The 23,521-nt window shown below is 60.0% G+C and carries 26 protein-coding genes; 8 read left to right on the top strand and 18 right to left on the bottom strand.

The genetic code is table 11. From position 1 onward, the window contains the following. Positions 1-17: 17 nt before the first annotated feature. The 13 genes from murB to ACP7E4_RS04300 form a co-directional block, all read right to left on the bottom strand. Complete coding sequence (murB, locus tag ACP7E4_RS04360; RefSeq protein ID WP_426111562.1) at positions 18-1,037, bottom strand: UDP-N-acetylmuramate dehydrogenase; 1,020 nt, start codon at positions 1,035-1,037, stop codon at positions 18-20. Further along, positions 1,034-1,798: a 3-deoxy-manno-octulosonate cytidylyltransferase gene (kdsB, locus tag ACP7E4_RS04355; protein ID WP_426111564.1), complete on the bottom strand. Its 765-nt coding sequence runs from the start codon at positions 1,796-1,798 to the stop codon at positions 1,034-1,036. Before kdsB ends, murB begins: the two co-directional genes overlap by 4 nt. Further along, entirely contained in the window at positions 1,795-1,980 is a 186-nt protein-coding gene (locus ACP7E4_RS04350) for a Trm112 family protein (RefSeq protein WP_003174668.1), read from the bottom strand. Before ACP7E4_RS04350 ends, kdsB begins: the two co-directional genes overlap by 4 nt. 17 nt (positions 1,981-1,997) lie before the next feature. Beyond that, complete coding sequence (gene lpxK / locus ACP7E4_RS04345) at positions 1,998-2,993, bottom strand: tetraacyldisaccharide 4'-kinase (protein WP_426111566.1); 996 nt, start codon at positions 2,991-2,993, stop codon at positions 1,998-2,000. Then, complete coding sequence (locus ACP7E4_RS04340) at positions 2,993-3,424, bottom strand: ExbD/TolR family protein (protein ID WP_020290396.1); 432 nt, start codon at positions 3,422-3,424, stop codon at positions 2,993-2,995. The genes lpxK and ACP7E4_RS04340 overlap by 1 nt, the downstream gene beginning before the upstream one ends. Next, positions 3,421-4,095, bottom strand: a complete 675-nt coding sequence (locus tag ACP7E4_RS04335; RefSeq protein ID WP_426112058.1) for a MotA/TolQ/ExbB proton channel family protein — start codon at positions 4,093-4,095, stop codon at positions 3,421-3,423. The genes ACP7E4_RS04340 and ACP7E4_RS04335 overlap by 4 nt, the downstream gene beginning before the upstream one ends. 67 nt (positions 4,096-4,162) lie before the next feature. Further along, positions 4,163-6,394, bottom strand: coding sequence for a DNA internalization-related competence protein ComEC/Rec2 (locus tag ACP7E4_RS04330; protein ID WP_426111568.1), 2,232 nt, complete (start codon positions 6,392-6,394; stop codon positions 4,163-4,165). Between the two features lie 615 nt (positions 6,395-7,009). Further along, a complete protein-coding gene (gene rluB / locus ACP7E4_RS04325; RefSeq protein ID WP_426111570.1) occupies positions 7,010-8,287 on the bottom strand; it encodes a 23S rRNA pseudouridine(2605) synthase RluB in 1,278 nt (425 codons plus the stop codon). 185 nt (positions 8,288-8,472) lie between these two features. Next, entirely contained in the window at positions 8,473-8,661 is a 189-nt protein-coding gene (locus tag ACP7E4_RS04320; RefSeq protein ID WP_426111572.1) for a DUF1289 domain-containing protein, read from the bottom strand. Positions 8,662-8,765: 104 nt separating this feature from the next. Beyond that, positions 8,766-9,554: an SMC-Scp complex subunit ScpB gene (gene scpB / locus ACP7E4_RS04315; RefSeq protein ID WP_426111574.1), complete on the bottom strand. Its 789-nt coding sequence runs from the start codon at positions 9,552-9,554 to the stop codon at positions 8,766-8,768. Between the two features lie 10 nt (positions 9,555-9,564). Then, on the bottom strand, positions 9,565-10,263 hold the full coding sequence (locus tag ACP7E4_RS04310; RefSeq protein WP_426112060.1) for a segregation and condensation protein A: 699 nt from the start codon (positions 10,261-10,263) through the stop codon (positions 9,565-9,567). A 119-nt stretch (positions 10,264-10,382) separates the two neighbouring features. After that, positions 10,383-11,012, bottom strand: coding sequence for an L-threonylcarbamoyladenylate synthase (locus tag ACP7E4_RS04305; RefSeq protein WP_426111576.1), 630 nt, complete (start codon positions 11,010-11,012; stop codon positions 10,383-10,385). 13 nt (positions 11,013-11,025) lie between these two features. Continuing rightward, positions 11,026-11,889, bottom strand: a complete 864-nt coding sequence (locus ACP7E4_RS04300) for a PHP domain-containing protein (protein WP_065833369.1) — start codon at positions 11,887-11,889, stop codon at positions 11,026-11,028. A 66-nt stretch (positions 11,890-11,955) separates the two neighbouring features. Between ACP7E4_RS04300 and ACP7E4_RS04295 the strand changes: the two genes are divergently transcribed. The 6 genes from ACP7E4_RS04295 (at position 11,956) to ACP7E4_RS04270 (ending at position 16,157) form a co-directional block, all read left to right on the top strand. Beyond that, complete coding sequence (locus tag ACP7E4_RS04295) at positions 11,956-12,558, top strand: septation protein A (RefSeq protein ID WP_426111578.1); 603 nt, start codon at positions 11,956-11,958, stop codon at positions 12,556-12,558. Between the two features lies 1 nt (position 12,559). Then, positions 12,560-12,859, top strand: coding sequence for a YciI family protein (locus ACP7E4_RS04290; RefSeq protein ID WP_426111580.1), 300 nt, complete (start codon positions 12,560-12,562; stop codon positions 12,857-12,859). A gap of 138 nt (positions 12,860-12,997) precedes the next feature. Next, entirely contained in the window at positions 12,998-13,411 is a 414-nt protein-coding gene (locus ACP7E4_RS04285) for a translation initiation factor 2 (RefSeq protein ID WP_426111582.1), read from the top strand. 7 nt (positions 13,412-13,418) lie between these two features. Further along, on the top strand, positions 13,419-14,096 hold the full coding sequence (locus ACP7E4_RS04280; RefSeq protein ID WP_020290408.1) for a response regulator transcription factor: 678 nt from the start codon (positions 13,419-13,421) through the stop codon (positions 14,094-14,096). 213 nt (positions 14,097-14,309) lie between these two features. Beyond that, positions 14,310-14,756, top strand: coding sequence for a Spy/CpxP family protein refolding chaperone (locus tag ACP7E4_RS04275; protein ID WP_426111585.1), 447 nt, complete (start codon positions 14,310-14,312; stop codon positions 14,754-14,756). A 66-nt stretch (positions 14,757-14,822) separates the two neighbouring features. Then, complete coding sequence (locus ACP7E4_RS04270) at positions 14,823-16,157, top strand: ATP-binding protein (RefSeq protein ID WP_426111587.1); 1,335 nt, start codon at positions 14,823-14,825, stop codon at positions 16,155-16,157. A 588-nt stretch (positions 16,158-16,745) separates the two neighbouring features. Here ACP7E4_RS04270 and ACP7E4_RS04265 read toward each other — a convergent pair. Beyond that, the gene (locus ACP7E4_RS04265) at positions 16,746-17,306 is read right to left on the bottom strand and encodes a nitroreductase family protein (RefSeq protein WP_426111589.1); all 561 of its coding nucleotides are present in this window, start codon (positions 17,304-17,306) and stop codon (positions 16,746-16,748) included. Between the two features lie 153 nt (positions 17,307-17,459). Here ACP7E4_RS04265 and ACP7E4_RS04260 point away from each other — a divergent pair, with 153 nt between their 5' ends. Then, the gene (locus ACP7E4_RS04260; protein ID WP_426111591.1) at positions 17,460-18,914 is read left to right on the top strand and encodes a TrkH family potassium uptake protein; all 1,455 of its coding nucleotides are present in this window, start codon (positions 17,460-17,462) and stop codon (positions 18,912-18,914) included. A 178-nt stretch (positions 18,915-19,092) separates the two neighbouring features. Continuing rightward, positions 19,093-19,404: an Mpo1-like protein gene (locus tag ACP7E4_RS04255; protein WP_426111593.1), complete on the top strand. Its 312-nt coding sequence runs from the start codon at positions 19,093-19,095 to the stop codon at positions 19,402-19,404. A 9-nt stretch (positions 19,405-19,413) separates the two neighbouring features. Here the strand turns inward: ACP7E4_RS04255 and ACP7E4_RS04250 are convergent, their stop codons facing one another. The 4 genes from ACP7E4_RS04250 to ACP7E4_RS04235 all read right to left on the bottom strand — a co-directional run bounded on the left by ACP7E4_RS04250 (position 19,414) and on the right by ACP7E4_RS04235 (position 23,439). Further along, the gene (locus ACP7E4_RS04250) at positions 19,414-20,247 is read right to left on the bottom strand and encodes a UDP-2,3-diacylglucosamine diphosphatase (RefSeq protein ID WP_426111595.1); all 834 of its coding nucleotides are present in this window, start codon (positions 20,245-20,247) and stop codon (positions 19,414-19,416) included. A gap of 115 nt (positions 20,248-20,362) precedes the next feature. After that, entirely contained in the window at positions 20,363-20,665 is a 303-nt protein-coding gene (locus ACP7E4_RS04245; protein WP_426111597.1) for a SelT/SelW/SelH family protein, read from the bottom strand. A 71-nt stretch (positions 20,666-20,736) separates the two neighbouring features. After that, the gene (locus ACP7E4_RS04240) at positions 20,737-22,899 is read right to left on the bottom strand and encodes a FimV/HubP family polar landmark protein (RefSeq protein ID WP_426111599.1); all 2,163 of its coding nucleotides are present in this window, start codon (positions 22,897-22,899) and stop codon (positions 20,737-20,739) included. Positions 22,900-23,004: 105 nt separating this feature from the next. Further along, complete coding sequence (locus tag ACP7E4_RS04235) at positions 23,005-23,439, bottom strand: MarR family transcriptional regulator (protein WP_331149481.1); 435 nt, start codon at positions 23,437-23,439, stop codon at positions 23,005-23,007. Positions 23,440-23,521: the final 82 nt, after the last annotated feature.

Below are 23,521 nucleotides of genomic sequence, written 5' to 3'. Positions count from 1 at the left end.
GAATCGACAGAAGGGAGTCAGTAAAGATTAGGTTCCATTTCCAGCGCCACATCGAAGCGCTCAACGATGTCCGCCTGGATACGCCGCGCAAGAGCCAACAGTTGGGTGCCAGTGGCCCGACCATAGTTGACCAGCACCAGCGACTGCAAGCGATGCACACCGGCATCACCTTCCCGGTAGCCTTTCCATCCGGCTTGTTCAATCAGCCAGCCCGCGGCAAGTTTCACCTGCCCGTCAGCCTGTGGATAACCCACCAAACCCGGATGACTGACTTTAATGCGCGCCGCCAGTTCAGCAGAAATCAGCGGATTCTTGAAGAAGCTGCCCGCGTTGCCGAGTTCAGCGGGGTCAGGAAGCTTTTCACTGCGGATCGCGCAGATTGCCTGACTGACATCGCGCGGGGTTGGATGCGCGATACCGCGCGCGTCCAGACGCTGGCGCACCGGCCCGTAATCCAGATGCAGGCGCGCGGCACGACTCAGAACAAAGCGCACGCGCAGGATCAACCAGCGTCCGGTCTCGTGTTTGAACAGGCTGTCGCGATAACCGAATGCGCATTCTTCCAGGGAGAATTCGCGCAACTCCCCCGTCTGGCGGTCGAGGGCGGTGAGGCTATGAAAAACGTCTTTGATCTCGACACCGTAAGCGCCAATGTTCTGCATCGGTGCAGCGCCGACCGTACCGGGAATCAGGCTCAGGTTTTCCAGGCCGCACAGGCCAAGTTCCAGACATGACTGCACGAACGGGTGCCACGGCTCGCCCGCCTCGGCCTCGACGATGGCCTCCAGGCAGTCTTCGCGAACAATGCGAATCCCACGGCTTGCCATGCGCAGTACCAAAGCCTTGACGTCGCCAGTCAGCAACAGATTGCTGCCGCCGCCGATGACCATCAGCGGCAGCGTGTGCGCTGCACAATAGGCCAGCGCCGCGCGCACATCGTCATCGTTATGTGCTTCGGCAAATTGCTGCGCCTGCACATCGACACCGAAGGTATTGAACGGCTTGAGAGAAACGGCGGATTGCAGCTGCAACGTCAACCCTCCAGCAGGCGTCGGACACGTTCGAGATCTTCAGCGGTGTCCACGCCGGCAGGTGGCGCTTCAACAGCATCGGCAACGTGAATGCGCACGCCATGCCAAAGTGCCCGCAGCTGCTCCAGGTTTTCTGTGTCTTCGAGCCAGCACGACCCCCAACTGACGAAATCCTGTAGAAACCCGGCGCGATAGGCGTAAATACCGATGTGCCGACGGTACGGTACGCCCGCCGGCAACTGATCGCGATCCCTGGCCAACGCATCACGCGCCCAAGGCAGCGGCGCACGACTGAACGTCAGCGCCAGACCGTTGATGTCAGCAACGACCTTGACCACGTTCGGATTGAACAGCGCAGCAACGTCGTCGATGGGCTCGGCCAGGGTCGACATAAGTGCCTCCGGATGCGCCGCCAGGTTGTCCGCGACCTGATCGATCACCGCAGGCGGGATCATCGGCTCGTCGCCCTGAACGTTGACCACAATGGCATCTGCCGCCAACCCGAGCTGCGTGGCAACCTCGGCCAAGCGGTCAGTGCCGGAATTATGGTCGTCCCGGGTCAGCAGAACCTCGGCGCCAAAGGCGCGGCAGGCGTCAACAATACGCGGGTCATCGGTGGCAACCACCACCCGAGCGGCGCTGCTTTTGCGCGCCTGTTCCCAGACATGCTGGATCATCGGCTTGCCGGCGATCTCCTTCAGGGGTTTGCCGGGAAAGCGGCTGGAACCGTAGCGGGCCGGAATGACAACCGTGAAATCCGCCGTCATTTATCCAGACGCTCGTCAGTCGTCAGCGTGCGTGCTTCGCTTTCCAGCATCACCGGAATGCCGTCGCGGATCGGATAGGCCAGGCCTGCGCCCTTGCTGATCAGTTCGGTTTTATCGGCGCTGAGTTTGAGCGGACCTTTGCAGATCGGGCAAGCGAGGATGTCGAGCAATTTGGTGTCCATAAGAAATCCTGAGCGAATCATGGCAAAAGACGTGATAACTGCGAGTCGAACCAACTGACGAAAGCGGCCGAAGGCACTGCATCCACGGCCAGATACCACCAGTCATCCGCCGCAAAGGGCCGGCATTTCACGGCGTCCTTTTCGGTCATGACCACGGGCAGCGAAGGCGTGAACGTCAGCGTCTGCGCGCTGTAGGCGGCATGGTCGGCGAACGCGTGAGCGACAGGCCGCCAGTGTAGCCCTTCGAGGGTATTGAAGAAACGTTGCGGATTGCCGATCCCCGCCACAGCGTGAACGGCTTGCCCCGGCGCGAAGAAATCCACCGGCTGGCGCTCGCCGCTGCGCAGATTGACCAGCGCGGCGGGCTTGAGCTGGAAGGCGTAACCGTCGTCGCGATCAGCGCTGGCGCCGTTGTAGAGCAGCGCATCAACGCTGTTCAGACGCTCGACGGGCTCACGCAGAGGACCGGCAGGCAGGCAGCGTCGATTGCCCAGGCCGCGGGCCGCATCGATCAGCACCAGCTCCAGATCCCGGGCCAGCCGATAATGTTGCAGACCATCGTCAGACAGAATCAGGTCCAGCGGCTCGCTGTCCAGCAAGGCACGTACCGCACGGCTGCGATCAGGATCGATCATCAACGGCACGCCGGTGCGCTGCACAATCAAAAGAGGTTCGTCCCCGACCTGAGCGGCGCGTTGTTCGGCGGTCACGCGCCACGGCAGGCCTGGCGGCGTAGCGCCGTAACCTCGGCTGACCACACCGACGCGCAGGCCTCGGCTGCGACAATGTTCGATCATCCACAGGATCAGTGGCGTCTTGCCGGTACCACCGACCGTGATATTGCCGACGACGATGACCGGAATCGGTGCCTTGTAGATTTCACCCTGACCGGCCAGGAAGCGCGCACGTTTGCCTTCGACGACCCGGCGATACAGGCATTCCAGCGGGCGTAACAACGCCAGTGCCGGATGACCGGCATACCAGGCGGCAAGCAAGCGGTCTGAGAGTGCCATCAGTTAGCCGATGTGGCCTCGACGGTGGTCATGCGCAAGTGACTGAAACCCAGTTTGCCAGCAGCGTCCATGGCGGTAATCACCGATTGATGGGGGGTTTTGCCATCGGCGCTGATTGTCAGCGGCAAACTGGTATCGCCAGCCGATTCTCGCTGCAAGGCGTCAATCAGCGTGGCCAGATCGTTTTTTGGCAGCAATTGGTTGTTCAGGGAAAAAACCCCGTCGGCATTGATGGCGATGTCCAGATGCTTGCGGTCGGCGTCGGTGTCCGGCGTGCCCGTGACCGCCTGCGGCAGATCAACCCGTAGCTGGGTTTCGCGAGTGAACGTCGTGGTCACGATAAAGAACAGCAGCAGGATGAACACCACATCGATCAACGACACGAGGTTGATGTCGATGTTCTCCCTGACCTTGCGCCGACGAAATTTCACTTCTTGCGGCCCTCGCCCCGAGCCTGAGCCTTGAGCTGGATACTCGGATCGTTGACATCGACGTCACGGTCGCCCTGCACCACTTCCACCAGCTTGATGGCTTCCTGCTCCATGCCGACCACCAGTTCGTCGACCCGGCTTTGCAGGAATCGATGAAAGAAAATCGCTGGAATGGCCACGATCAGCCCGGATGCGGTACAGATCAACGCCTTGGAGATACCACCCGCCAATACTGCGGCATTGGCCGTATTACCGGTGGCATTGAACGAGCCGAAGATATCGATCATGCCCAGCACGGTACCCAGCAAACCCAGCAAGGGAGCCATGGCAGCAATCGAACCCAGGGCGCTCAAGTAACGCTCCAGATCATGAATGACCCGTGCGGCGGCTTCTTCGATGCATTCCTTCATGATCTCGCGACCATGTCTGGAGTTGGCAAGGCCTGCGGCGAGGATTTCACCCAGTGGCGAATCGGCGCGCAGCTCCTTGAGCTTTTCGCTGTCGAGTTTCTTGTCCTGGATCCAGCGCCAGACCTGCCCCAGCAGATGCGGCGGCGTGATGCGGCTGGCACGCAAGGTCCAGAGACGCTCGATGATGATGCCGACCGCGGCGATGGAACTCAGAATGATCGGCAGCATCATCCAGCCACCTGATTTGACCAGTTCCCACACAGTGACGACCCCCAGAAAAAAGTGGCGCCACTCTAACATAGGCTCGCCTGCTGGCCGAAGCCTGTGATCAATATCCGTCGGATGAGTCACGCCAGAAACGCTGGAGGCCCCGTTCGGCCTGGGGTTGACCGAAGGTGCCCAGTTGCAGGCTGATCGCCCCCAGTTTGGCGCTGTCGTAGGTGCGAATGCCGAACCAGTGATAGCGCGACATGACCAAAGGATGAGGATGACCGAAAGCATTGTTGCGGCCTCGGGAGATTAAAACCCCCTGCGGGTCGACTGCACGCAGAAACGGCTTGGACGACGAGGTTCGACTGCCGTGATGCGGCGCTTGCAGCCAGTGCGCGCGAACATCGAAGTCACTGTGCAGCGCCGCTTCTTCCGCATCGGCGTCGATATCACCGGTCAGCAACAGCCGCTCACCGTTGGCTTCTACCATTAGCACGCAAGACGCCTGATTGCCCTCTTTCGCCTGCTCCCAGCGCCAGGTCGAGAATTTCACGCCGTCCCATTCCCAGGATTCATCGACCCGACACAGCTGCGCGTTGAGTTGCGGCGCGAGCCGTTCCAGCTCGCCACCCAGGACCCGGGCAACCGGCATGCCCTGCTGGATTGCCAGGGCGCCGCCGGCGTGATCAGCGTCGGCATGGCTGAGCAGCATCAGGTCCAGCTTGCGCACCCCGACTTTGCGCATGACCGGCAACACAATCCGCTCGCCGATATCGAACTCACCAAAGCGCGGTCCCGCGTCGAACAACAGGGTGTGTTGCCGCGTGCGCAGCAGGATCGCCAGCCCTTGGCCGACATCCAGTTGCAGCACCTGCACTTGTCCATGGGGCACGGATTGCAAAGGCGGGAACACGCATAACATCACCAGCGGCCAACCCAGCGGCCGTAATGGCACGCCGCTGGGCAGCAATAACACCAGCGCGCCCAACAGGCTCAGCGCCCAGACCCAGAATGGCATCGCGTCGGACAACCAGACCGGCACCAAACCCGCCACCCAGCCGAGAAACCAGAACAACCCATTCAACGCCCCACCGGCCAGCCACAACAGGCTTTCGCCGAGGACCGGAACCGGCAGCAACAACGTGCCCAGCAGCGCGAGCGGCAACGCAACGAAGCTGACCCAGGGCACGGCAATCAAATTGGCCAGGGGTCCACTGAGGCTGATGGGCAGATTTAGCGCCAGCAGGATCGGCAACAAACCCAGGGCAATCAGCCATTGCGCCCGTGTCCAGCTACGTAACCAGCTCCAGGCACCCAGGCGTCCGCTGAAAATCAGCAGCAAAATCCCCACTGCGATGAACGACAGCCAGAATCCCGGCTGCAAACTGGCCAGTGGTTCAAAAATCAACACGGCATTGAGCGACAGCAGCAATGGCCAGATCACCCCCAGATGCCGGAAGCGCAGACGCCAGAGCAGCACCATGCCGACCATCACGCAGGCCCGGCGCACCGGCACTTCGAACCCGGCGAGCAAGCCATAACCCAGCGCAGCTGTGAACGCCAGGCCACAAGCCCACGGCAACCAGGGCAGAGCCCGAGGCCATAAACCCCAGCGCGCCAGACCGGCGATCAGCGCGTAGATCACACCCGCCAACAAGCCAATATGCTGGCCGGAAATAACCAATAAATGCACAGTCCCGGTGTTTTGCAGGATTTGCCAGTCCGCCGCGCTCAAGCCCGAACCGTCGCCGAGCACCAGCGCCGCCAGCCCGCCTTCGCGCCCCTGGGCATCCACCGCCAGCAGTCGTTGGCGCAGCGCATCACGCCAGCCATATCTCGCGGCGGACAGCAATTGCCCATCGACGACGGTGCCGGTCGCCCCGATCCGCTGCGCCAGTAACCAGGCTTCGTAATCGAATGCGTGGGGATTGACCAACCCGCCGGGCTGTTTGAGCTTGACCGCCAGACGCCAGCGCTCGCCACTGCGCACGGGCGTTCCGCCATACCAGGACACGCGAATTCGTTCAGGTAGTCGGGAGCGACGGGACTTGGCGTCTTCCAGCTCGAAACGCACCACGCCTTCGGCGAGACTGGGCAAGCCGACCACCTTGCCTTGCAGCCAGAGCGTCTGGCCATCCAGCCGTGGCGGCAGCCGATCATTCAGCGCCCACTGCGCCGAGGCGCAGGCCCAGGTCAGGCCGAACAAGAAAAATGCCAGTGGGTAAGTGCGAAACGGCAGCAGCATCAACGCAACTACCGGCATCAACAGCAACAACCAGGTCGGTGGCAACTGCGGCAGAAAACGTAACAGCAGCATCCCGAAAGCCAGCGCGAACATCCCTGTGCGCATACACGTCCATCCTGATTACTGCGAAAGTCACCTAATGGATTAGCTCAGCAACTCGTTAAGCGTCGGGATCAATTGTCACAAGGTCTTGGGGGCGGTGGGTAACTCATGTGGAACCGGATTTATCCGGGAAGGCGTTGTTACTGAGTACATATCCGTTATGGGCGTGTGCTGGAATTACGGTTCCGCTCTTACAGCGGGTCACTTTTGGCAAACGCCCCAAAAGTAACCAAAAAGTCTTGCCCCTCCATACGGGTCTTCGCTGAGCTCAGACTTCCCTCACTCCGGCATTACTCCGTGGGTCGCCGCAAAGGGCCATCCCTGGCCCAGTGCGGCTAACTCGGCATCCATGCCGAGTTCCCCACTGCGCAATACCTGCGTTCGGCCTGCTGGGAAAGGGGCCTGACCCGATCTCCGGACTCAATTCGACTTGATCTCTGAGTGCTCTATCTCTCGCAGGAGCTCCGTGGTTCTGTTGGAGCGAGCGGGCGGCGATCCGACTTGCCCGCGAAGACGCCTTCCCGGATAAATCCGGTCCCACAGGTTTCCCACAGGCTCCTCACAGCAGACAAAAAAAACGCCAATCTCTCGATTGGCGTTTCTTGTTACATCACTACATTACTGCGGCTTGCGACGACCGAAGCCTGGGCGTTGGCCGGAGCCCGACGGCGGGCCACGGCGCTTGCCGGATGGCGCGTCGTCGACCAGCGTGATGCCTGGACGCTTGTGCGCAGGCTTGGCTGGGCGCTTGTTGACGTCGTTCGGACGTTCAGCCACTGGCGTGCCACGGCTGTTGTCGGTACGACCGTTGGCCGGGCGCGGAGTGCGCGGCGACGGTTTGCTCGGATCATTACGCGAACCAGCAGGACGCTGACCACGGCCGGATTCCGAACGTGGACCGGACGGACGCTGGGGCGAATCGCCACGCGGGCGATCACGCTCGCTGCCGGTCACTTGGGGCTGACGCGGCGTACGATCAGCGGTCGGAGCAGGTGTACCCGCTGCCGGACGCAAGGTGCGAACACGCTCGCCTTTGCCCAATGGACGCGACGACTGGCGCTGCAAACGCTCCATCTTGTCCTTGGTCTTGGCATTCATCTGCGGCTGGGCAACCGGCTCAAGGCCAACTTCCTGGCTGAGCACGTCGACTTCGTACTGGCTCATTTCGCGCCAGCGGCCCATCGGCAGGTCGGAATTGAGGAACACCGGTCCGTAACGCACGCGCTTCAGACGGCTGACCACCAGACCCTGGGATTCCCACAGACGACGGACTTCGCGGTTGCGACCTTCCATCACCACGCAGTGATACCAATGGTTGAAGCCTTCGCCACCCGGCGCCTGCTTGATGTCGGTGAAACGCGCAGGACCGTCTTCAAGGACGACACCGGCTTTCAAACGCGCCAGCATGTCATCATCGACTTCGCCACGTACGCGCACCGCGTATTCGCGATCCATTTCGAAGGACGGGTGCATCAGGCGGTTGGCCAGCTCACCGTCGGTGGTGAACATCAGCAAACCGGTGGTGTTGATGTCCAGACGACCGATGTTGACCCAACGGCCTTCTTTTGGACGCGGCAGGCGATCGAACACCGTCGGGCGACCTTCAGGGTCGTCGCGGGTGCAGATTTCGCCGTCCGGCTTGTTGTACATGATGACGCGGCGAACCGTTTCGGCTGCCTCTTCGCGCTTGATCACGCGACCATCGACGGTGATGGCGTCATGCATGTCGACGCGTTGACCGAGGGTCGCGTCCTTGCCATTGACCTTGATCCGACCCTGGCTGATCCAGGCTTCGACGTCACGTCGCGAACCTACACCAATGCGCGCCAGAACCTTTTGCAGTTTTTCACCTGCGGGTCCGATTTCCTGGCTGTCCTGCTTGTCTTTGATACTCATCTGGGCACCTCCCGGTGTGTCGATTCAGGGGACGCCGAGGACCGGCGTGACCTGCTGCTCCCGGCTGTGGATAGCCGCAGAGCGAAAATTCTAAAAGCCTGTGGCGAGTATGAATCGCCAAAAGGTCGCGAATCATACGCTCAAGGCGCTCATTGCGCATCACAGGCTAGTCGAAATATTGCCGCTTACTTCTTTTTCCGCCGACCGGCGCTCTTGAGTTTGCTCAGACGAACCGCTGATTCGGCCAACACGGCGTGCCGCTCGCCCTTGTCCATCTTCTTCCAGCTTTTGATTTCTTTTTTGCTGCGGCCACACCCGATGCAAATCTCATCGTCGAATTTACAGAGGCTGATGCAGGGGTTTTTGCTGCTCATGGTTGATGGTCCTGTGGATATTGTCTATCGCGCGACCAACACCGATTCGTTGGAGCGAGGCTTGCCCGCGAACCAGGCGCATCGGTGGACCAGACCCACCGCGTTCAAACCTCCGGATTCTTGTCGTCTTCCGGGTCGTCTGCCAATTCAGACTCTGTATCAGGCTCATTGATCAATAAATCGTCGAAGTCGATCTTCAACCCCTGCTCCATGGAATCGAGTTCCACCAGCAGGCTGCGGAAGCTGGTTTCGTCACGTGGCGGCTCAGGTTCGGCGTCGGGGTCGAGGCTGGCGTCGGCCAAGGCCTGCAAGTGCGCGGGCACCGGGGCGTCTTCGAAATCGAGGATCGGATCGGGCTCCAGCTCGCGCAGGTCGGCCAGCGGCGGCAAATCGTCGAGGTTCTTCAGGTTAAAGTGATCGAGAAAGCCCTTGGTGGTGGCAAACATCGCAGGCCTGCCGGGGACATCGCGATAACCCACGACCCGGATCCACTCGCGCTCCAGCAAGGTCTTGACGATATGGCTGTTGACCGCAACGCCCCGCACGTCTTCGATTTCGCCACGGGTAATCGGCTGGCGATAAGCGATCAGCGCCATGGTTTCCAGCATGGCCCGGGAATAGCGCTGCGGGCGCTCTTCCCACAGGCGGCCGACCCAAGGCGAAAACTTCTCGCGAATCTGCAAGCGATAGCCGGAAGCAACCTCCTTGAGCTCGAAAGCCCGGCCATCGCAGGACTTGCGCAGCAGTTCCAGGGCTTTCTTGAACACCGGTGGTTCGGGGCGTTCGCCTTCTTCAAAGAGTTCGAAAAGGCGTTCCAGCGATTGCGGCTTGCCCGAGGCCAACAGAAAAGCTTCGAGCAGGGGTGCCAGCTCGCGGGGTTCGTTGAGGTTCATTAATTTGCTCTTATTCGGCTCGCGCCCGGACATGGATCGCCGCGAAGGGCTCGTTCTGCACCAGTTCCACCAAGGATTCCTTGACCAGCTCCAGCACCGCCATAAACGTCACGACCACACCAAGCCGCCCTTCTTCGGCAGTGAACAGCTCGGCAAACGGCACGAAACCGCCGCCTTTGAGACGCTCCAGCACGTCGCTCATGCGCTCGCGGGTCGACAACGCTTCACGGCTGACCTGATGGCTTTCAAACATATCGCCACGGCGCAGGACTTCGGCCATGGACATCAATAGCTCGTCGAGACTCACGTCAGGCAACAGCTTGCGCGCCCTGGCTTGCGGCGCATCCAGCCGGGGCACGCTGACATCCCGGCCCACTCGGGTCAGCCGGTCGATGCCTTCGGCGGCAGCCTTGAAGCGCTCGTATTCTTGCAGGCGACGAATCAGCTCGGCGCGGGGGTCGTCTTCTTCCTCCTCAATAGCCGCCGAACGCGGCAGCAGCATGCGCGACTTGATCTCGGCGAGCATGGCGGCCATCACCAGATACTCGGCGGCCAGCTCCAGGCGCACGGTTTTCATCAGCTCGACGTAACCCATGTACTGCTTGGTGATTTCGGCCACCGGGATGTCGAGGATATCGATGTTCTGCTTGCGGATCAGGTAGAGGAGCAGATCCAGCGGCCCTTCGAAGGCTTCGAGAAAAACCTCCAGGGCATCCGGCGGTATATACAGGTCCACCGGCATCTGCAGAACTGCCTGGCCATAGACCATGGCGAACGGCAACTCCTGCTGCGCGCCAGCCTGACTGTCCACGGTTTCCGCCGAGGTCATTACGCTTCCACACCGAACGGGGTCGGGTCGCCGCAGCCAACGCGGATCACCTGCGGCTCGCCATCGGCCAGATTGATGACCGTTGAAGCGGAAATCCCGCCGATGCCGCCATCGATGATCAGGTCCACCTGACGCTCCAGAATCTGGCGCATTTCGTAAGGATCACTCAGAGGCACGCTGTCCCCCGGCATGATCAGGCTGACGCTCATCAGCGGCTCGCCCAATTCCTCAAGCAGCGCCTGCGCGATGGGATGGCCCGGCACGCGCAGACCGATGGTGCGGCGCTTGGGATGCAGTATCAGTCGCGGCACTTCCCGGGTAGCGTTGAGAATGAAGGTGTATGGCCCCGGCGTATGCGCCTTGAGCGCACGAAACGCGCCGGTATCGACCTTGGCGAACAGCCCGAGTTGCGACAGGTCGCAACACATCAGCGTGAAATTGTGCTTGTCGTCCAGCTGGCGCAGGCGGCGGATTCGCTCGATGGCGCTTTTGTCGCCGATCTGACAACCCAATGCATAAGAGGAATCAGTGGGATAGACCACCAGCCCGCCAGCCTTGATGATTTCTGCGGCCTGTTTGATCAGGCGCGGCTGCGGGTTTTCCGGGTGGACCTGGAAAAATTGACTCACGGTATCTTCCTGTTCAGACGGCGGCAGTAGGCTGGTCATGTTTGAATCGACACCAAAGTGGCGGCAGGTCTTCGGGCAACGGTCGATAAATACCGATCTCGGACCAGGCGCCAGGAGCGTGGAAGTCACTGCCGGCACTCACCAGCAGCCCGAATTCACGAGCCAGGATGGCCAATGTCCCGACCTGTTCAGCAGGCTGCAGACCGTTGACCACCTCTATGGCATGGCCGCCAGCCTGCAAGAACTCGGCGACCAGTTTACGACGTTTACTGCGGGTGAAATCGTAGTGCGCGGGGTGCGCAAGGCTGACCCAGGCTCCAGAAGCGCGCAACATCGCGACGGTATCCTCCAGCGTAGGCCAGTGCAGCTTGACGTCACCAAGCTTGCCGGCACCCAGCCATTTGCGGAACGCTTCGGCGCGATCCTTGACGAAACCTTCACGCACCATGAAGTCCGCGAAGTGCGGACGGGCCGGCGCATTACCACTGTCGCCGAGCTCTTGCTGGATCGCTCGGGCACCTTCCAGCGCTCCGGGCATACCTTTGATCGCCAATTTGCGACTTATTTCTTCGGCCCGCAGCCAGCGTCCGGTGTGCAAACGGGCAATTGCCTCGACCAGAAGTGGTGCATTGACGTCGAAACCATAGCCCAGAATGTGGATCGTCGCACCGCCCCAGGTGCAGGACAATTCGACGCCATTGACCAGCTGCATACCCAGCGCATGCGCCGCAGTCCGGGCCTCTTCGAGGCCTTCGAGGGTGTCGTGATCGGTCAGGGACAAGACGCGCACGCCATTTTCATAAGCACGCGCAACCAGATCCGCAGGCGCCATGGCGCCATCGGAAGCAGTGCTGTGGCAGTGCAGGTCAACATTCATAGGTGGCGCTTTCGCTATCATTGATGTTTGTTATTATGCCGCCACATCCTGCTTCTGGCTGCCATTGTGAAACAATTCATCGACTTCATCCCACTGCTGCTGTTTTTCATCGTTTATAAAATCGAGCCTCGCGCCGTCGATATCCTGGGCAATAGCGTCATGGTGGGCGGCATATTCAGTGCGACCGCCATGCTGATCATCAGTTCGGTGGTGGTCTATGGCTTTCTGTTCTTCAAGCAAGGCAAGCTGGAAAAAAGCCAGTGGCTGACGCTGGTCGCCTGTCTGGTGTTCGGTAGCCTGACGCTGGCGTTTCACAGCGAGACCTTCCTGAAATGGAAAGCCCCGGTGGTGAACTGGTTGTTCGCTCTGGCATTTGCCGGCAGCCACTTCATCGGCGACCGCCCGTTGATCCAGCGCATCATGGGCCATGCCCTGAGCTTGCCGCAGGCAATCTGGACCAAGCTGAATATCGCGTGGATCATCTTCTTCCTGTTCTGCGGCGCGGCCAACCTGTACGTGGCGTTTACCTATCAGGAATTCTGGGTCGACTTCAAAGTCTTCGGCAGCCTGGGCATGACGCTATTGTTCCTGGTCGGCCAGGGCCTGTTCCTTGCCCGTCACATGCATGATCCCGAAACACCTCCACCTTCAACAAAAACCGAGGACTGACATGCTCTACGCAATCGTTGCCACAGACGTTGAAAACTCCCTGGAAAAACGCCTGAGCGTTCGCCCTGCCCATCTGGAGCGCCTGAACGCGCTCAAAGATGCAGGGCGCTTGATCCTGGCCGGTCCGAATCCGGCGGTGGACAGCAATGATCCGGGCGCCGCCGGTTTCACTGGCAGCCTGATCGTTGCCGAGTTCGACTCACTCAGCGCCGCCAAGGCCTGGGCCGAAGCTGACCCGTTTGTGGCAGCCGGCGTCTACGCCCATGTCGTGGTCAAGCCGTTCAAACTTGTCCTGCCTTAAATAGCCATCACCTGCCGCGATTGTTGCTCGTCTTGAGCAACAATCGCACAATCCCCGCTCGTCATTAATCATTCTCATCACCCTGCCGACAACCTTCTGAATGTTCTATAAAAACACTGCTTGAAAACAGGGGTTCAGATGCGTTCAGGTCCGCGATGTCTGTTAGTGATGGTATTGGCCACGGGCGTGACACTTGCCCAGGCCGAGGAAACAAGTGGTTTCGCCGCGCACGCTCAGCCGGAGCCGGCTGCCCAGAGCCAGGTCAATGAGCTGCAACTGCGCCTGCGTGATAGCGAGCGGCAGCGCGAAGAGCTGATTAAACAACTGCAAAACACCAGCGCCGAACGCGAAAGCGCGCAACTGAGTCGTCTTCGCCAGGAGAACCAAAAGCTCAAGTTGCAGCTCAAAGAGTCACAATCCGTCGAGCCCCAACGCATTCTGACGGAGCAACAACAATGGTTCGTCGCGGGGGGCGGCGTTGCGATGATCGCCCTTTTGTGCGGTATTTTTGCCAGCGGTTGGCGTAGACAACGCCGACAGTGGCTAAATTGAGTGAGACATGAGCGAGCTGCTACTTATAGATGATGATCAGGAGCTGTGTGAGCTCCTGAGCAGTTGGTTAAGCCAGGAAGGCTTTGTGGTGCGCGCCTGTCACGACGGCAACAGCGCGCGGCGAGCCCTTGCCGAATCGGCGCCCGCAGCGGTTGTCCTGGACGTGATGCTGCCCGATGGCAGCGGCCTGGAACTGCTCAAGCAATTGCGCAACGACCACCCGGACCTGCCGGTGCTGATGCTCTCGGCGCGTGGCGAACCCTTGGACCGGATTCTCGGTCTGGAACTGGGTGCCGACGATTACCTGGCCAAACCCTGCGATCCTCGCGAGCTGACTGCACGCCTGCGCGCGGTGCTGCGGCGCAGTCATCCGACCGCGGTGTCGACTCAGCTGGAATTGGGCGACCTGTGTTTCAGCCCGATGCGCGGCGTGGTCATCATCGACGAAAAAGAATTGACCCTCACCGTCTCGGAAAGCCGCCTGCTCGAAGCCCTGCTGCGCCAACCCGGCGAGCCGCTGGACAAGCAGGAACTGGCGCAACTGGCACTGGGTCGCAAGCTGACACTCTATGACCGCAGCCTGGACATGCACGTCAGCAACCTGCGCAAGAAAATCGGCCCCCACCCGGACGGCCGCCCACGCATCATGGCGTTGCGCAGTCGCGGGTATTATTACGCCGTCTAGCGACGAAGCTGCAAGCTGCAAGCTGCAAGCTGCAAGCTGCAAGCTGCAAGACAAGAGCATGACGCAGATCCGCTTAACCTCTTGAAGCTTGCAGCTGACAACTGCCCCGCCCTCTTTACCGAAGCTTTACGCTAGCCTGACCGCCCTTGACCTTGATCTCCCTAAACTGGGCTCAACCGGCAACGAGCCGGATTCGAGACAAGGAGATACACCATGCGCAAGACCCTAATCGCTTTGATGTTCGCTGCTGCTCTGCCTACCGTTGCCATGGCGATGCCACCGGCTGATGGGCCTGATCGGGATGGCGTTGGCCACGAAGGTCCACGCATGGGCATGATGCATCACGATCGCGGTCCTTTCGACAAGCTGGACCTGAGCAGAGAGCAGCGTCAGCAGATCGGCAAACTGATGGGCGCGCAAATGCACGACCGTAAGGAAGTCGCTCAAAAGTACCTGGCCAAACTGCCAGCCGCTGACCAGAAAGCCATGAAGGACGAACTGGACGCAAAACGTACCAAGACCCAAGCCGACATCCGCGCATTGCTCAAGCCGGAGCAGCAGAAGGAATTCGACGAAATGCAGAAAGAACGTGCGCAACACAGGGCTGATCGCGCAGAGTTCGAAGCCTGGAAAGCGCAAAAGGCTCAGAAAGCCCAGTAATCCATCGATCCACCTGAACCCGGCACTCCCCAAGCGTGTCGGGTTTTCTCTATTTGGGGGGTTCACGTGCGTTCATTGTTCTGGCGAATCCTGGCCAGTTTCTGGCTGGCCATTGCCCTGGTTGCAGGCCTGTCGATTCTGCTGGGCCACATGCTCAATCAGGACGCGTGGATCCTCAGTCGTCATCCCGGCCTGCACAAATTGCCGCAGACCTGGACCGAGCTGTATGAAAGTCAGGGCGAAGATGCCGCGCAGGACTACCTGCAAAACCTCAAGCGCAAGTACCACATCGACGTTCAAGTGCTCAATGAAAGCGGCGACCCGGTCGTACGCGGGACTTTCTCGCCCCGTGCAGCCGCCCTCGAAGCGCGCCAGGGCGACGACTCGCGTCAGTTGCCATGGCGGCGTCTGACCTCGGAATACACCAGTGAGAAGACCGGCGAAAACTATCTGCTGATCTATCGCATTCCGCATCCGGAACTGGATGCCTGGCATCGCGACAGCCTGATGTGGCCGCTCAGCGCACTGGGTATCGCGCTGGTCGTACTGACGTTGTTCAGCCTGTTGGTCACGCTGTCGATCACCCGCCCGCTCAGCCGCTTGCGCGGTGCGGTCCACGATCTGGGGCAAACCACCTATCAACAGAACAGCCTGGCGCAACTGGCCAATCGTCGCGATGAGTTCGGCGTATTGGCGAACGATTTCAACCGCATGGGCGCGCGCCTGCAAAGCCTCATCAGCAGTCAGCGTCAGTTGTTGCGCGATGTGTCCCACGAACTGCGCTCGCCACTGGCGCGACTGCGCATTGCCCTGGCCCTGGCCGAGCGCGCAGAACCCGCCGAGCGCGACAAGCTGTGGCCACGTCTGAGCCGCGAATGTGATCGCCTGGAAGCGTTGATCAGCGAAATTCTTGCATTGGCGCGTCTGGATGCGGATTTTGGCAGTGCCGAACCGGTGGACTTGAACCACTTGCTGTTACGCCTGAAGAACGACGCCACGCTCGACGGCGGCGATCAACAGATTCAGGTCAGAGTGCAGGAGGATCTGCAACTGCAAGGCTGGCCGGACATGCTGGAGCGCGCGCTGGACAACCTGCTGCGTAACGCCTTGCGCTTCAACCCGACCGGCGAGCCTATCGAAATGCAGGCTTTGCGTGTGGGTGATCGGTTGCAGCTGAGCGTGCGTGATCATGGTCCGGGCGTAGCGGACGAACATCTGACGCAGCTGGGCGAACCCTTCTATCGAGCGCCCGGCCAGACTGCGCCGGGACATGGCCTGGGCCTGGCCATCGCCAAACGCGCCGCCCAGCGCCACGGTGGCGATCTGGTGCTGGGCAATCATCCCCAGGGCGGGTTTATTGCCACGCTGGATCTGCCGGTGGAGTTGGTGGTAGCGGTCTAAATAGCTGATCCTGCGAATTAACTGTGGGAGCGAGCTTGCTCGCGAAGAGGCCAGTGTGTCCGACAGATCTTTGCGGCCTGACCTATCGTCTTCGCAAGCAAGCTTGCTCCCACAAAGTTCGCGTTTTCACACAGTCTGTGTGGGAGCGGCTTGCTCGCGAAGAGGCCTGTGTGTCCGACAGATCTTTGCGGCCCGACCTATCGTCTTCGCAAGCAAGCTTGCTCCCACAAAGTTCGCGTTTTCACACAGTCTGTGTGGGAGCGGCTTGCTCGCGAAGAGGCCAGTGTGTCCGACAGATCTTTGCGGCCTGACCTATCGTCTTCGCAAGCAAGCTTGCTCCCACGAAGTTCGCGTTTTCACACAGTCTGTGTGGGAGCGAGCTTGCTCGCGAAGAGGCCTGTGTGTCCGACAGATCTTTGCGGCCCGACCTATCGTCTTCGCAAGCAAGCTTGCTCCCACAAAGTTCGCGTTTTCACACAGTCTGTGTGGGAGCGAGCTTGCTCGCGAAGAGGCCAGTACATCCACCACAGCGTCGTGGTCTGAAATATTGTCTTCGCAAGCAAGCTGCTCCCGCAGAGGCAGGAATCCTTAACCCTGCCACTCGCTGACAAAATCCACCAGATCCACTTTGCCCGCAACGCGTGGCGGGTTTTGCGGGGTGCCCAGGTACAGGAACGCGATGACTTCCTCATCGGCGGCCAGGCCCAGGCCCTTGGCGACAATCGGCGAACAGGAAAGCTCGCCGGTACGCCAGACCGCGCCGACGCCCAACGCATACGCAGCCAAAAGGACGCTGTGGGCAGCACAGCCAGCAGTAATCAGTTGTTCCTGCTTCGGCACTTTGAAGTGATCCGTCAGGCGCGCGATCACCACCACGACCAGCGGTGCCCGCAAAGGACCGAGGCGGGCCTTGTCCAGCGCCTGGAGCGTGGCGTCTGCGCCACTCTTGCGCAGGGCTTCAACCAACAGATCGCCCATGCGTTCACGAGCCGGACCTTCGACGGTCAGAAAGCGAAACGGCCGCAACTGACCATGATCAGGCGCGCGCATTGCCGCGCTGAAGAGGATTTCCCGCTGCGCGGCATCCGGCGCGGGGTCGAGCAACCGCGGAACGGAAACACGGTTGAGCAAAACGTCGAGCGCCTCCATGGGCTACCTCCTTGAAAAATGAATGAGCATTCTAGACTCAGATAACGAACCCTGGCGGCGATTACTTACAGCCATTGACTGACGCGTCCCGGTTTACTTGCCGTGGGCCGCAGGTAGAATGGCGCCTCTCCCCACTTTAGTCAGAGCGACTGCATGGCGTTGCCGACCCTTCGTATCATCGGTTTCATAATCGGCATCTTCCTGATCACTCTGGCTATCGCCATGATCGTGCCCATGGTGACGCTGGTCATCTTCGACCGCATCGAAGACCTGCGCTCCTTCCTCTGGGCCAGCCTTCTGACATTCATCGCCGGCCTTGCGCTGGTTATCCCCGGTCGTCCGGAGCATGTACACCTGCGCCCGAGGGACATGTACCTGCTTACGGTTTCCAGCTGGATCGTGGTGTGTGTCTTTGCCGCGCTGCCGTTTTTGCTGACGCAACATATCAGCTACACCGACTCGTTTTTCGAAAGCATGTCCGGGATCACCGCCACCGGTTCCACGGTCCTCAGCGGCCTGGACACCATGTCGCCGGGGATTCTGATCTGGCGCTCGATGCTGCACTGGCTTGGCGGGATCGGCTTCATCGGCATGGCGGTGGCGATTCTGCCGCTGCTGCGCATCGGTGGTATGCGGCTGTTCCAGACCGAATCGTCGGACCGCTCGGAAAAGGTCATGCCCCGCTCGCACATGGTCGCCAAATTCATCGTGCTGGCTTACGTCGGCTTCACCGCGCTGGGCAGCATTGCCTTCTGGCTGGCGGGGATGAACCTTTTCGACGCGATCAATCACGCCATGTCGGCGATTTCCACGGGCGGTTTTTCAACCTCGGACCTGTCCCTGGCCAAATGGCATCAGCCAGCGGTGCATTGGGTAGCCATCGTGGTAATGATCCTCGGCAGCCTGCCCTTCACCCTGTATGTCGCGACATTACGTGGCAACCGTGGCGCGCTGTTCCGGGATGAGCAGGTTCGCGGGTTGTTGGGGTTGTTGTTGATGACCTGGCTGGTGATGGGCACCTGGTACTGGGCGACGACCGACTTGCCTTGGTACGACGCGTTGCGCCATGTGGCGCTGAACGTTACCTCGGTAGTGACCACAACCGGTTTTGCCCTTGGGGACTACAGCCTGTGGGGCAATTTCGCACTGATGTTTTTCTTTTATCTGGGTTTTATTGGCGGCTGCTCGGGCTCCACCGCAGGCGGCGTGAAGATCTTCCGCTTCCAGGTCGCCTATATTCTGCTCAAGGCCAACCTGCATCAGTTGATCCATCCACGGGCGGTCATCAAGCAAAAGTACAACGGCCATCGGCTCGACGACGAAATCGTGCGTTCGATCCTGACCTTCTCGTTCTTCTTTACCATCACCATCTGCCTGATCGCGCTGGCGCTCTCGTTGCTCGGGCTGGACTGGATGACAGCGCTGACCGGCGCCGCAAGTACGGTTTCCGGCGTCGGCCCGGGTCTGGGCGAAACGATTGGCCCTGCGGGTAATTTTGCCAGCCTGCCGGATGCGGCCAAATGGATTCTGTCCCTGGGCATGTTGCTCGGCAGACTGGAGATCATTACGGTGCTGGTGCTGTGCATCCCGGCATTCTGGCGCCATTGACCCTCGGTTCGAAGGCTATTGCCGTCAGGAACGAAAAGGCGTTTATTGTCACTGTTACCGCCAGGAGAAGCTTCATCGCCTGCATGGACGGCTTCCCGGACAAGTCCGGTCCTATCGGGTTCCAAAACCAGTAGGAGGGGACTTGTCCCCGAACCCAACAAAATCAGGACGGACAGTCATGGAAACCACCAAACAGTTCACCCGTTTTGCCGATTTCTATCCGTATTATTTACATGAGCACCGCGACAGCACTTGCCGTCGCCTGCACTTCATTGGCACCAGCATAGTGATTTTCCTGCTGGCGTTCGCCGTCGGTGGCGGTCATTGGGGTTTGTTGTGGCTGGTGCCTGTCGCCGGTTACGGCTTCGCCTGGGCAGGTCATTTTTTCTTCGAGAAGAACCGCCCGGCCACCTTCCAGCATCCCTTCTACAGTCTGCTGGGAGATTTCGTCATGTACCGCGACATGGTGCTTGGCAAGGTGCCGTTCTAAGCAAAAACTTCAGACAGCAGGTTCGCTGGCCGGAACCTGTTCGTTCGGTTCAGTCGGTTGCGCCTTTGGCCGCAAATGCGCATCGGCCAGACGGAACAACTCGATCGAACCGTCCAGATGCTCGATCAACGCCGAACACGACTCAACCCAATCCCCGCAGTTCATGTATTCCACGCCGCCCACCTGGCGGATTTCGGCGTGATGGATATGCCCGCATACCACGCCATCGAGCCCCCGTTTGACACACTCGTGGGCGATGGCTTCTTCAAAGTCGCTGATGAAGCTGACGGCGGTCTTGACCTTGTGCTTGAGGTACGCCGACAGCGACCAGTAACCATAACCGTATTTCGCCCGCCAGTGATTGAGCCAGCGGTTGAGGGTCAGGGTGAACTCATAGGCGGAATCGCCGAGAAACGCCAGCCAGCGGTGGTAGCGAGTGATGACGTCGAACTGATCACCATGAATCACCAGCAACCGGCGGCCATCGGCAGTGACATGCTCGGCTTCATCCACCAACTGGATATTGCCCAGGATCAGCTTCGAATAGCGGCGCAGGAATTCGTCGTGGTTGCCGGTGACGTAAATGACCTCGGTGCCACGCTTGCTCATGGTCAACAGGCGGCGGATCACATTGGTGTGCGCCTGCGGCCAATACATGCCGCTGCGCAGCTTCCAGCCATCGATGATGTCGCCCACCAGATAGACTTTGTCAGCCTGATAGCGCTTGAGAAATGCCGACAGATGTTCGGCCTGACAATCGCGCGTGCCCAGATGCACGTCAGAAATCCACAAGGTGCGGACGCGTTGCTTACGACTGGGTTTAGCAAGCTGAGCGCTGCTCATGGTCAACCTCCGGCAGGGTTTTCAGGATCATGCGCCGGTTCGGTTAATCGATTGTGACTGCGTCGTGGCAGTGTTGTGACAGCGCAAGACCCTCATTACCCCGGGGTCTAGCGGCTCATGGCGTGACCGGACTGCCCGACTTGTCGTTGTGACCGAGATCGCGTTGCGGGTCGATCTGGTCGCGCACCCGCTGCTTGAGAATCTTCGCTTCCGGGAAGCCACCGTCAGCCTTGCGCTCCCAGAGCTGCACCTCGTCGCAGGTAATCCGAAACACGCCGCCAGTGCCCGGTTGCAGTGACACTTTGCCGAGATCGTCGGAGAACGTACTGAGCAACTCCTGAGCCAACCAGGCCGCGCGCAGCAGCCATTGGCATTGCGTGCAGTAGGTGATGACAATTTCAGGTTTGACGGCTGACATGAAGCAAACTCCCGAACGTCGATAGGTTTTCGCGAAGCCGAATCAGGCGCGGCGTTGACGCAGCCCAAATTTCAACTGATGCTGGTCAACAACTCTCGGGCCATCTGTTGATGCGCCTCGTCGGCATCTTCCATGACCTCCAGCAACAACTCCCTGGCCGATTCAAAGTCGCCGTCGTCGATCAGCACTTGCGCCTGATTGATCTTGCTCAACGGCGCTTCATCCAGATCGAGCAGGTCGAACTCCGACGAGTCGTCCATGAAGCCATCAAGGAACGCATCGTCCAGCGAATCGTTGTTGGATTGCACGTCAGGTTCAGGATCGGAAAAATCACTGAGGAACTGATCGTCCTGGATTTCGAATACTTCCGGCAATTCGGTGAGGTTGGAGGAGAACGCCAGGTCCTCCTGAATGACCGGTTCCTCGACCTCGGGTTTGCCGCGCAAGGGTTTCGGGCTGTCGAATGGATCCACCAGATCCCAGTCGGCGTCCATGGACAAGTCGTCAAGGTTCAACTGGAATTCGTCGCCCGACTCCGGATTCAGCGCCGCCGCAGCGGTTTCGTCCAGTTGTGCAGGTTCAGGTTCAGCCAGCTGCGTAGCCGCCAGTGCAGCCGGTACGATCAACGGTGCAGCCGATACTTCCACGGGTTTGAGCTGTGGATAACGTTGGCGCAGGTCAGCCAGGGTTTGCGGATCGACGCCGTATTCCAGCGCATTTCGCTCTTCATCGGCAAAGCCCGGCGCATCGCCCTGCTCCGCCAGCAGTTCCAGGATTTTGAGGCGAATGTCGGTGCGCTGCGGATCTCGCTGCAGAGCGCCGCGCAAAATCCCCAGGGCTTCGGCAAATCGACCATAAGCAATGTAAATGCTCACGCCATCCAGCGCATCCGGTGCCGCATTAGCCTTGGGCGCAGCAATAACTGGCCGAGGCGCGCTCATGGACGGTTCCGTCCGGACCCCTCGCGAGGCCATTGCCGGAGCTTCATAAACCGAAGTTTCGGTAGCTTGCGCGGGCTTGATCAGCGGCGAGTCTGCCGGGACTGCGCCCGCCAAATGTTGCTGCTTGCGGCGGTTGCGGCGTACCGAATAAGCCAGGGCCAGCAGCAACAGCAGCACCAGGATCGCCCCCGGTAGCAACAGCGACGACAGCAACGAATCCTCCTGAGGCTCGACCACTACAGGCGGCTGCGTAGCGCTGGCGGGTAACGGCGCAATTACCGGCGCGCCTGGCGCGGGCGCCGGGGTTTTCTCGGACAGCTGGGTCTGCAAACCGACGATTTGCCGATCCTTGCCCGTCATTTGCTCTTGCAGGGCGGCAATCTGGCCTTTCAAGTCATCCAGATTTTTGTTCAATTGCTGATTTTCAACGGCAGCGGTAGCCAGTTGTTCAGCGCTGCGTTGCACCTCGGCAGGCAATGCTGCGGCCTTGGCTGGCGCAGCGGAAACAGGGGTCGGCACTGCATTGCGAGCGCTGGGCACGACGGCGGCGTCCGGCAGTAACAGGTTTTGCCCGACCTTCAGGACGCTGCCTTTACCGTTGGCGAAGGCTTGCGGGTTCAATGCCTGGATGCCATCGGCCAATCGGGCCGCCGAAGCATTGGCACCTTTGCCCTGCACACGGCGGGCAATCGAGTCCAGCGTATCGCCGCTGGCAACCGAATAGCGCTTGTCCTGAGAGGTGGCTGGCGGCGCAATGGGCATACGTGATTCAGGCGTTGCCTGGACCGACGCGTCCCGGGTCCGGCCACTTGTCGCTGCCATGCCTGCCGGCGAGGTGGCCGGGTCGAGCAGCACGGTGTACTCATGCAGCAGGTTGCCGTTTGGACGGACCACTTGCACCAGGAAATTCAGATAGGGTTCGGTGACCGGCTTGGTCGAAGCCACGCGTATCACGCCGCGATTGCCCTTGATAATCGGGGTAAAGCGCAGATCGTTGTAGAAAAAAACCCGCTCGACACCGGCCTTGGCGAAATCGTCCACCGAGCCCAGCCTCGCAACGATGTCCTCGGGGCTCAACCCGCCGGTTTCCACCAGTTCAATGTCGGCGTTCAGCGGCTGATTCAGGGCAGAATGCAGGGTAATATCACCCATTCCCAATGCCGACGCGATGGAAGCATGCAGCATCGAGACCGATGAAATGGCCGCCAGCAAGGCCGCTCGGCGCAGTGTTTTGCCCATGTGACTGGAATGGCGATGATAGCCCAGCGCAGCAGCCTGAAAACTCTTCAGCATACAGACCCTTATGGAAACCAAAGCAGGCTTCTCGGCATGTTCAATATAAAGCGCAGGCTTCAGCACCTGAGATCACAAGTATGAGCGAGAAGCTGCTCGCCTGCCTCAGGATCTTTCGAGGTTTGCCTGAATTTGCGCATGAACACGCATGCAAGTGCGCAGATCTTCCTCGTCGATACCCTCGAACACCTCGATACGCAGCGCCGTGGCGATGGCTTCGATTTTTTCGATCAGAGGCAAGGCGGTGTCGCAGAGGACGATTTTCTTCGCGCGGCGATCTTCCAGTACCGCCTGACGTTGCACCAGGCCCTGGGTTTCCAGACTGTCGAGCAAACGTGCCAGCGTAGGACCTTCAACAGCAACACTTTGCGCCAGCTCGCGCTGGGTAGGCGGTTCCTTGAAGCGGGCCAGATGCAGCAACACCAGCCAACGGGCCTGGGACAGCCCCATGTCAGCCAATCGTCGGTCAAGCTCGGCTCGCCACCCGCGGGTGATTTGCGCAAGTTGCATACCGAAACGGTGTTCATCAGTCATTGGCATAGAAAACTCATGGTTGAAACTAATTATTAGCCAGCTAACCATGGACCCCGGACGGAGGCAAGTTTCCTGCTGTGGCCTTTGG

Origin of the sequence: Pseudomonas sp. DSP3-2-3 (assembly GCF_049898225.1) — a bacterium.
Taxonomy (GTDB): Bacteria; Pseudomonadota; Gammaproteobacteria; order Pseudomonadales; family Pseudomonadaceae; genus Aquipseudomonas.
Note: the sequence above shows the minus strand (reverse complement) of the source record. Positions and strands in the feature narration are given on the sequence as shown.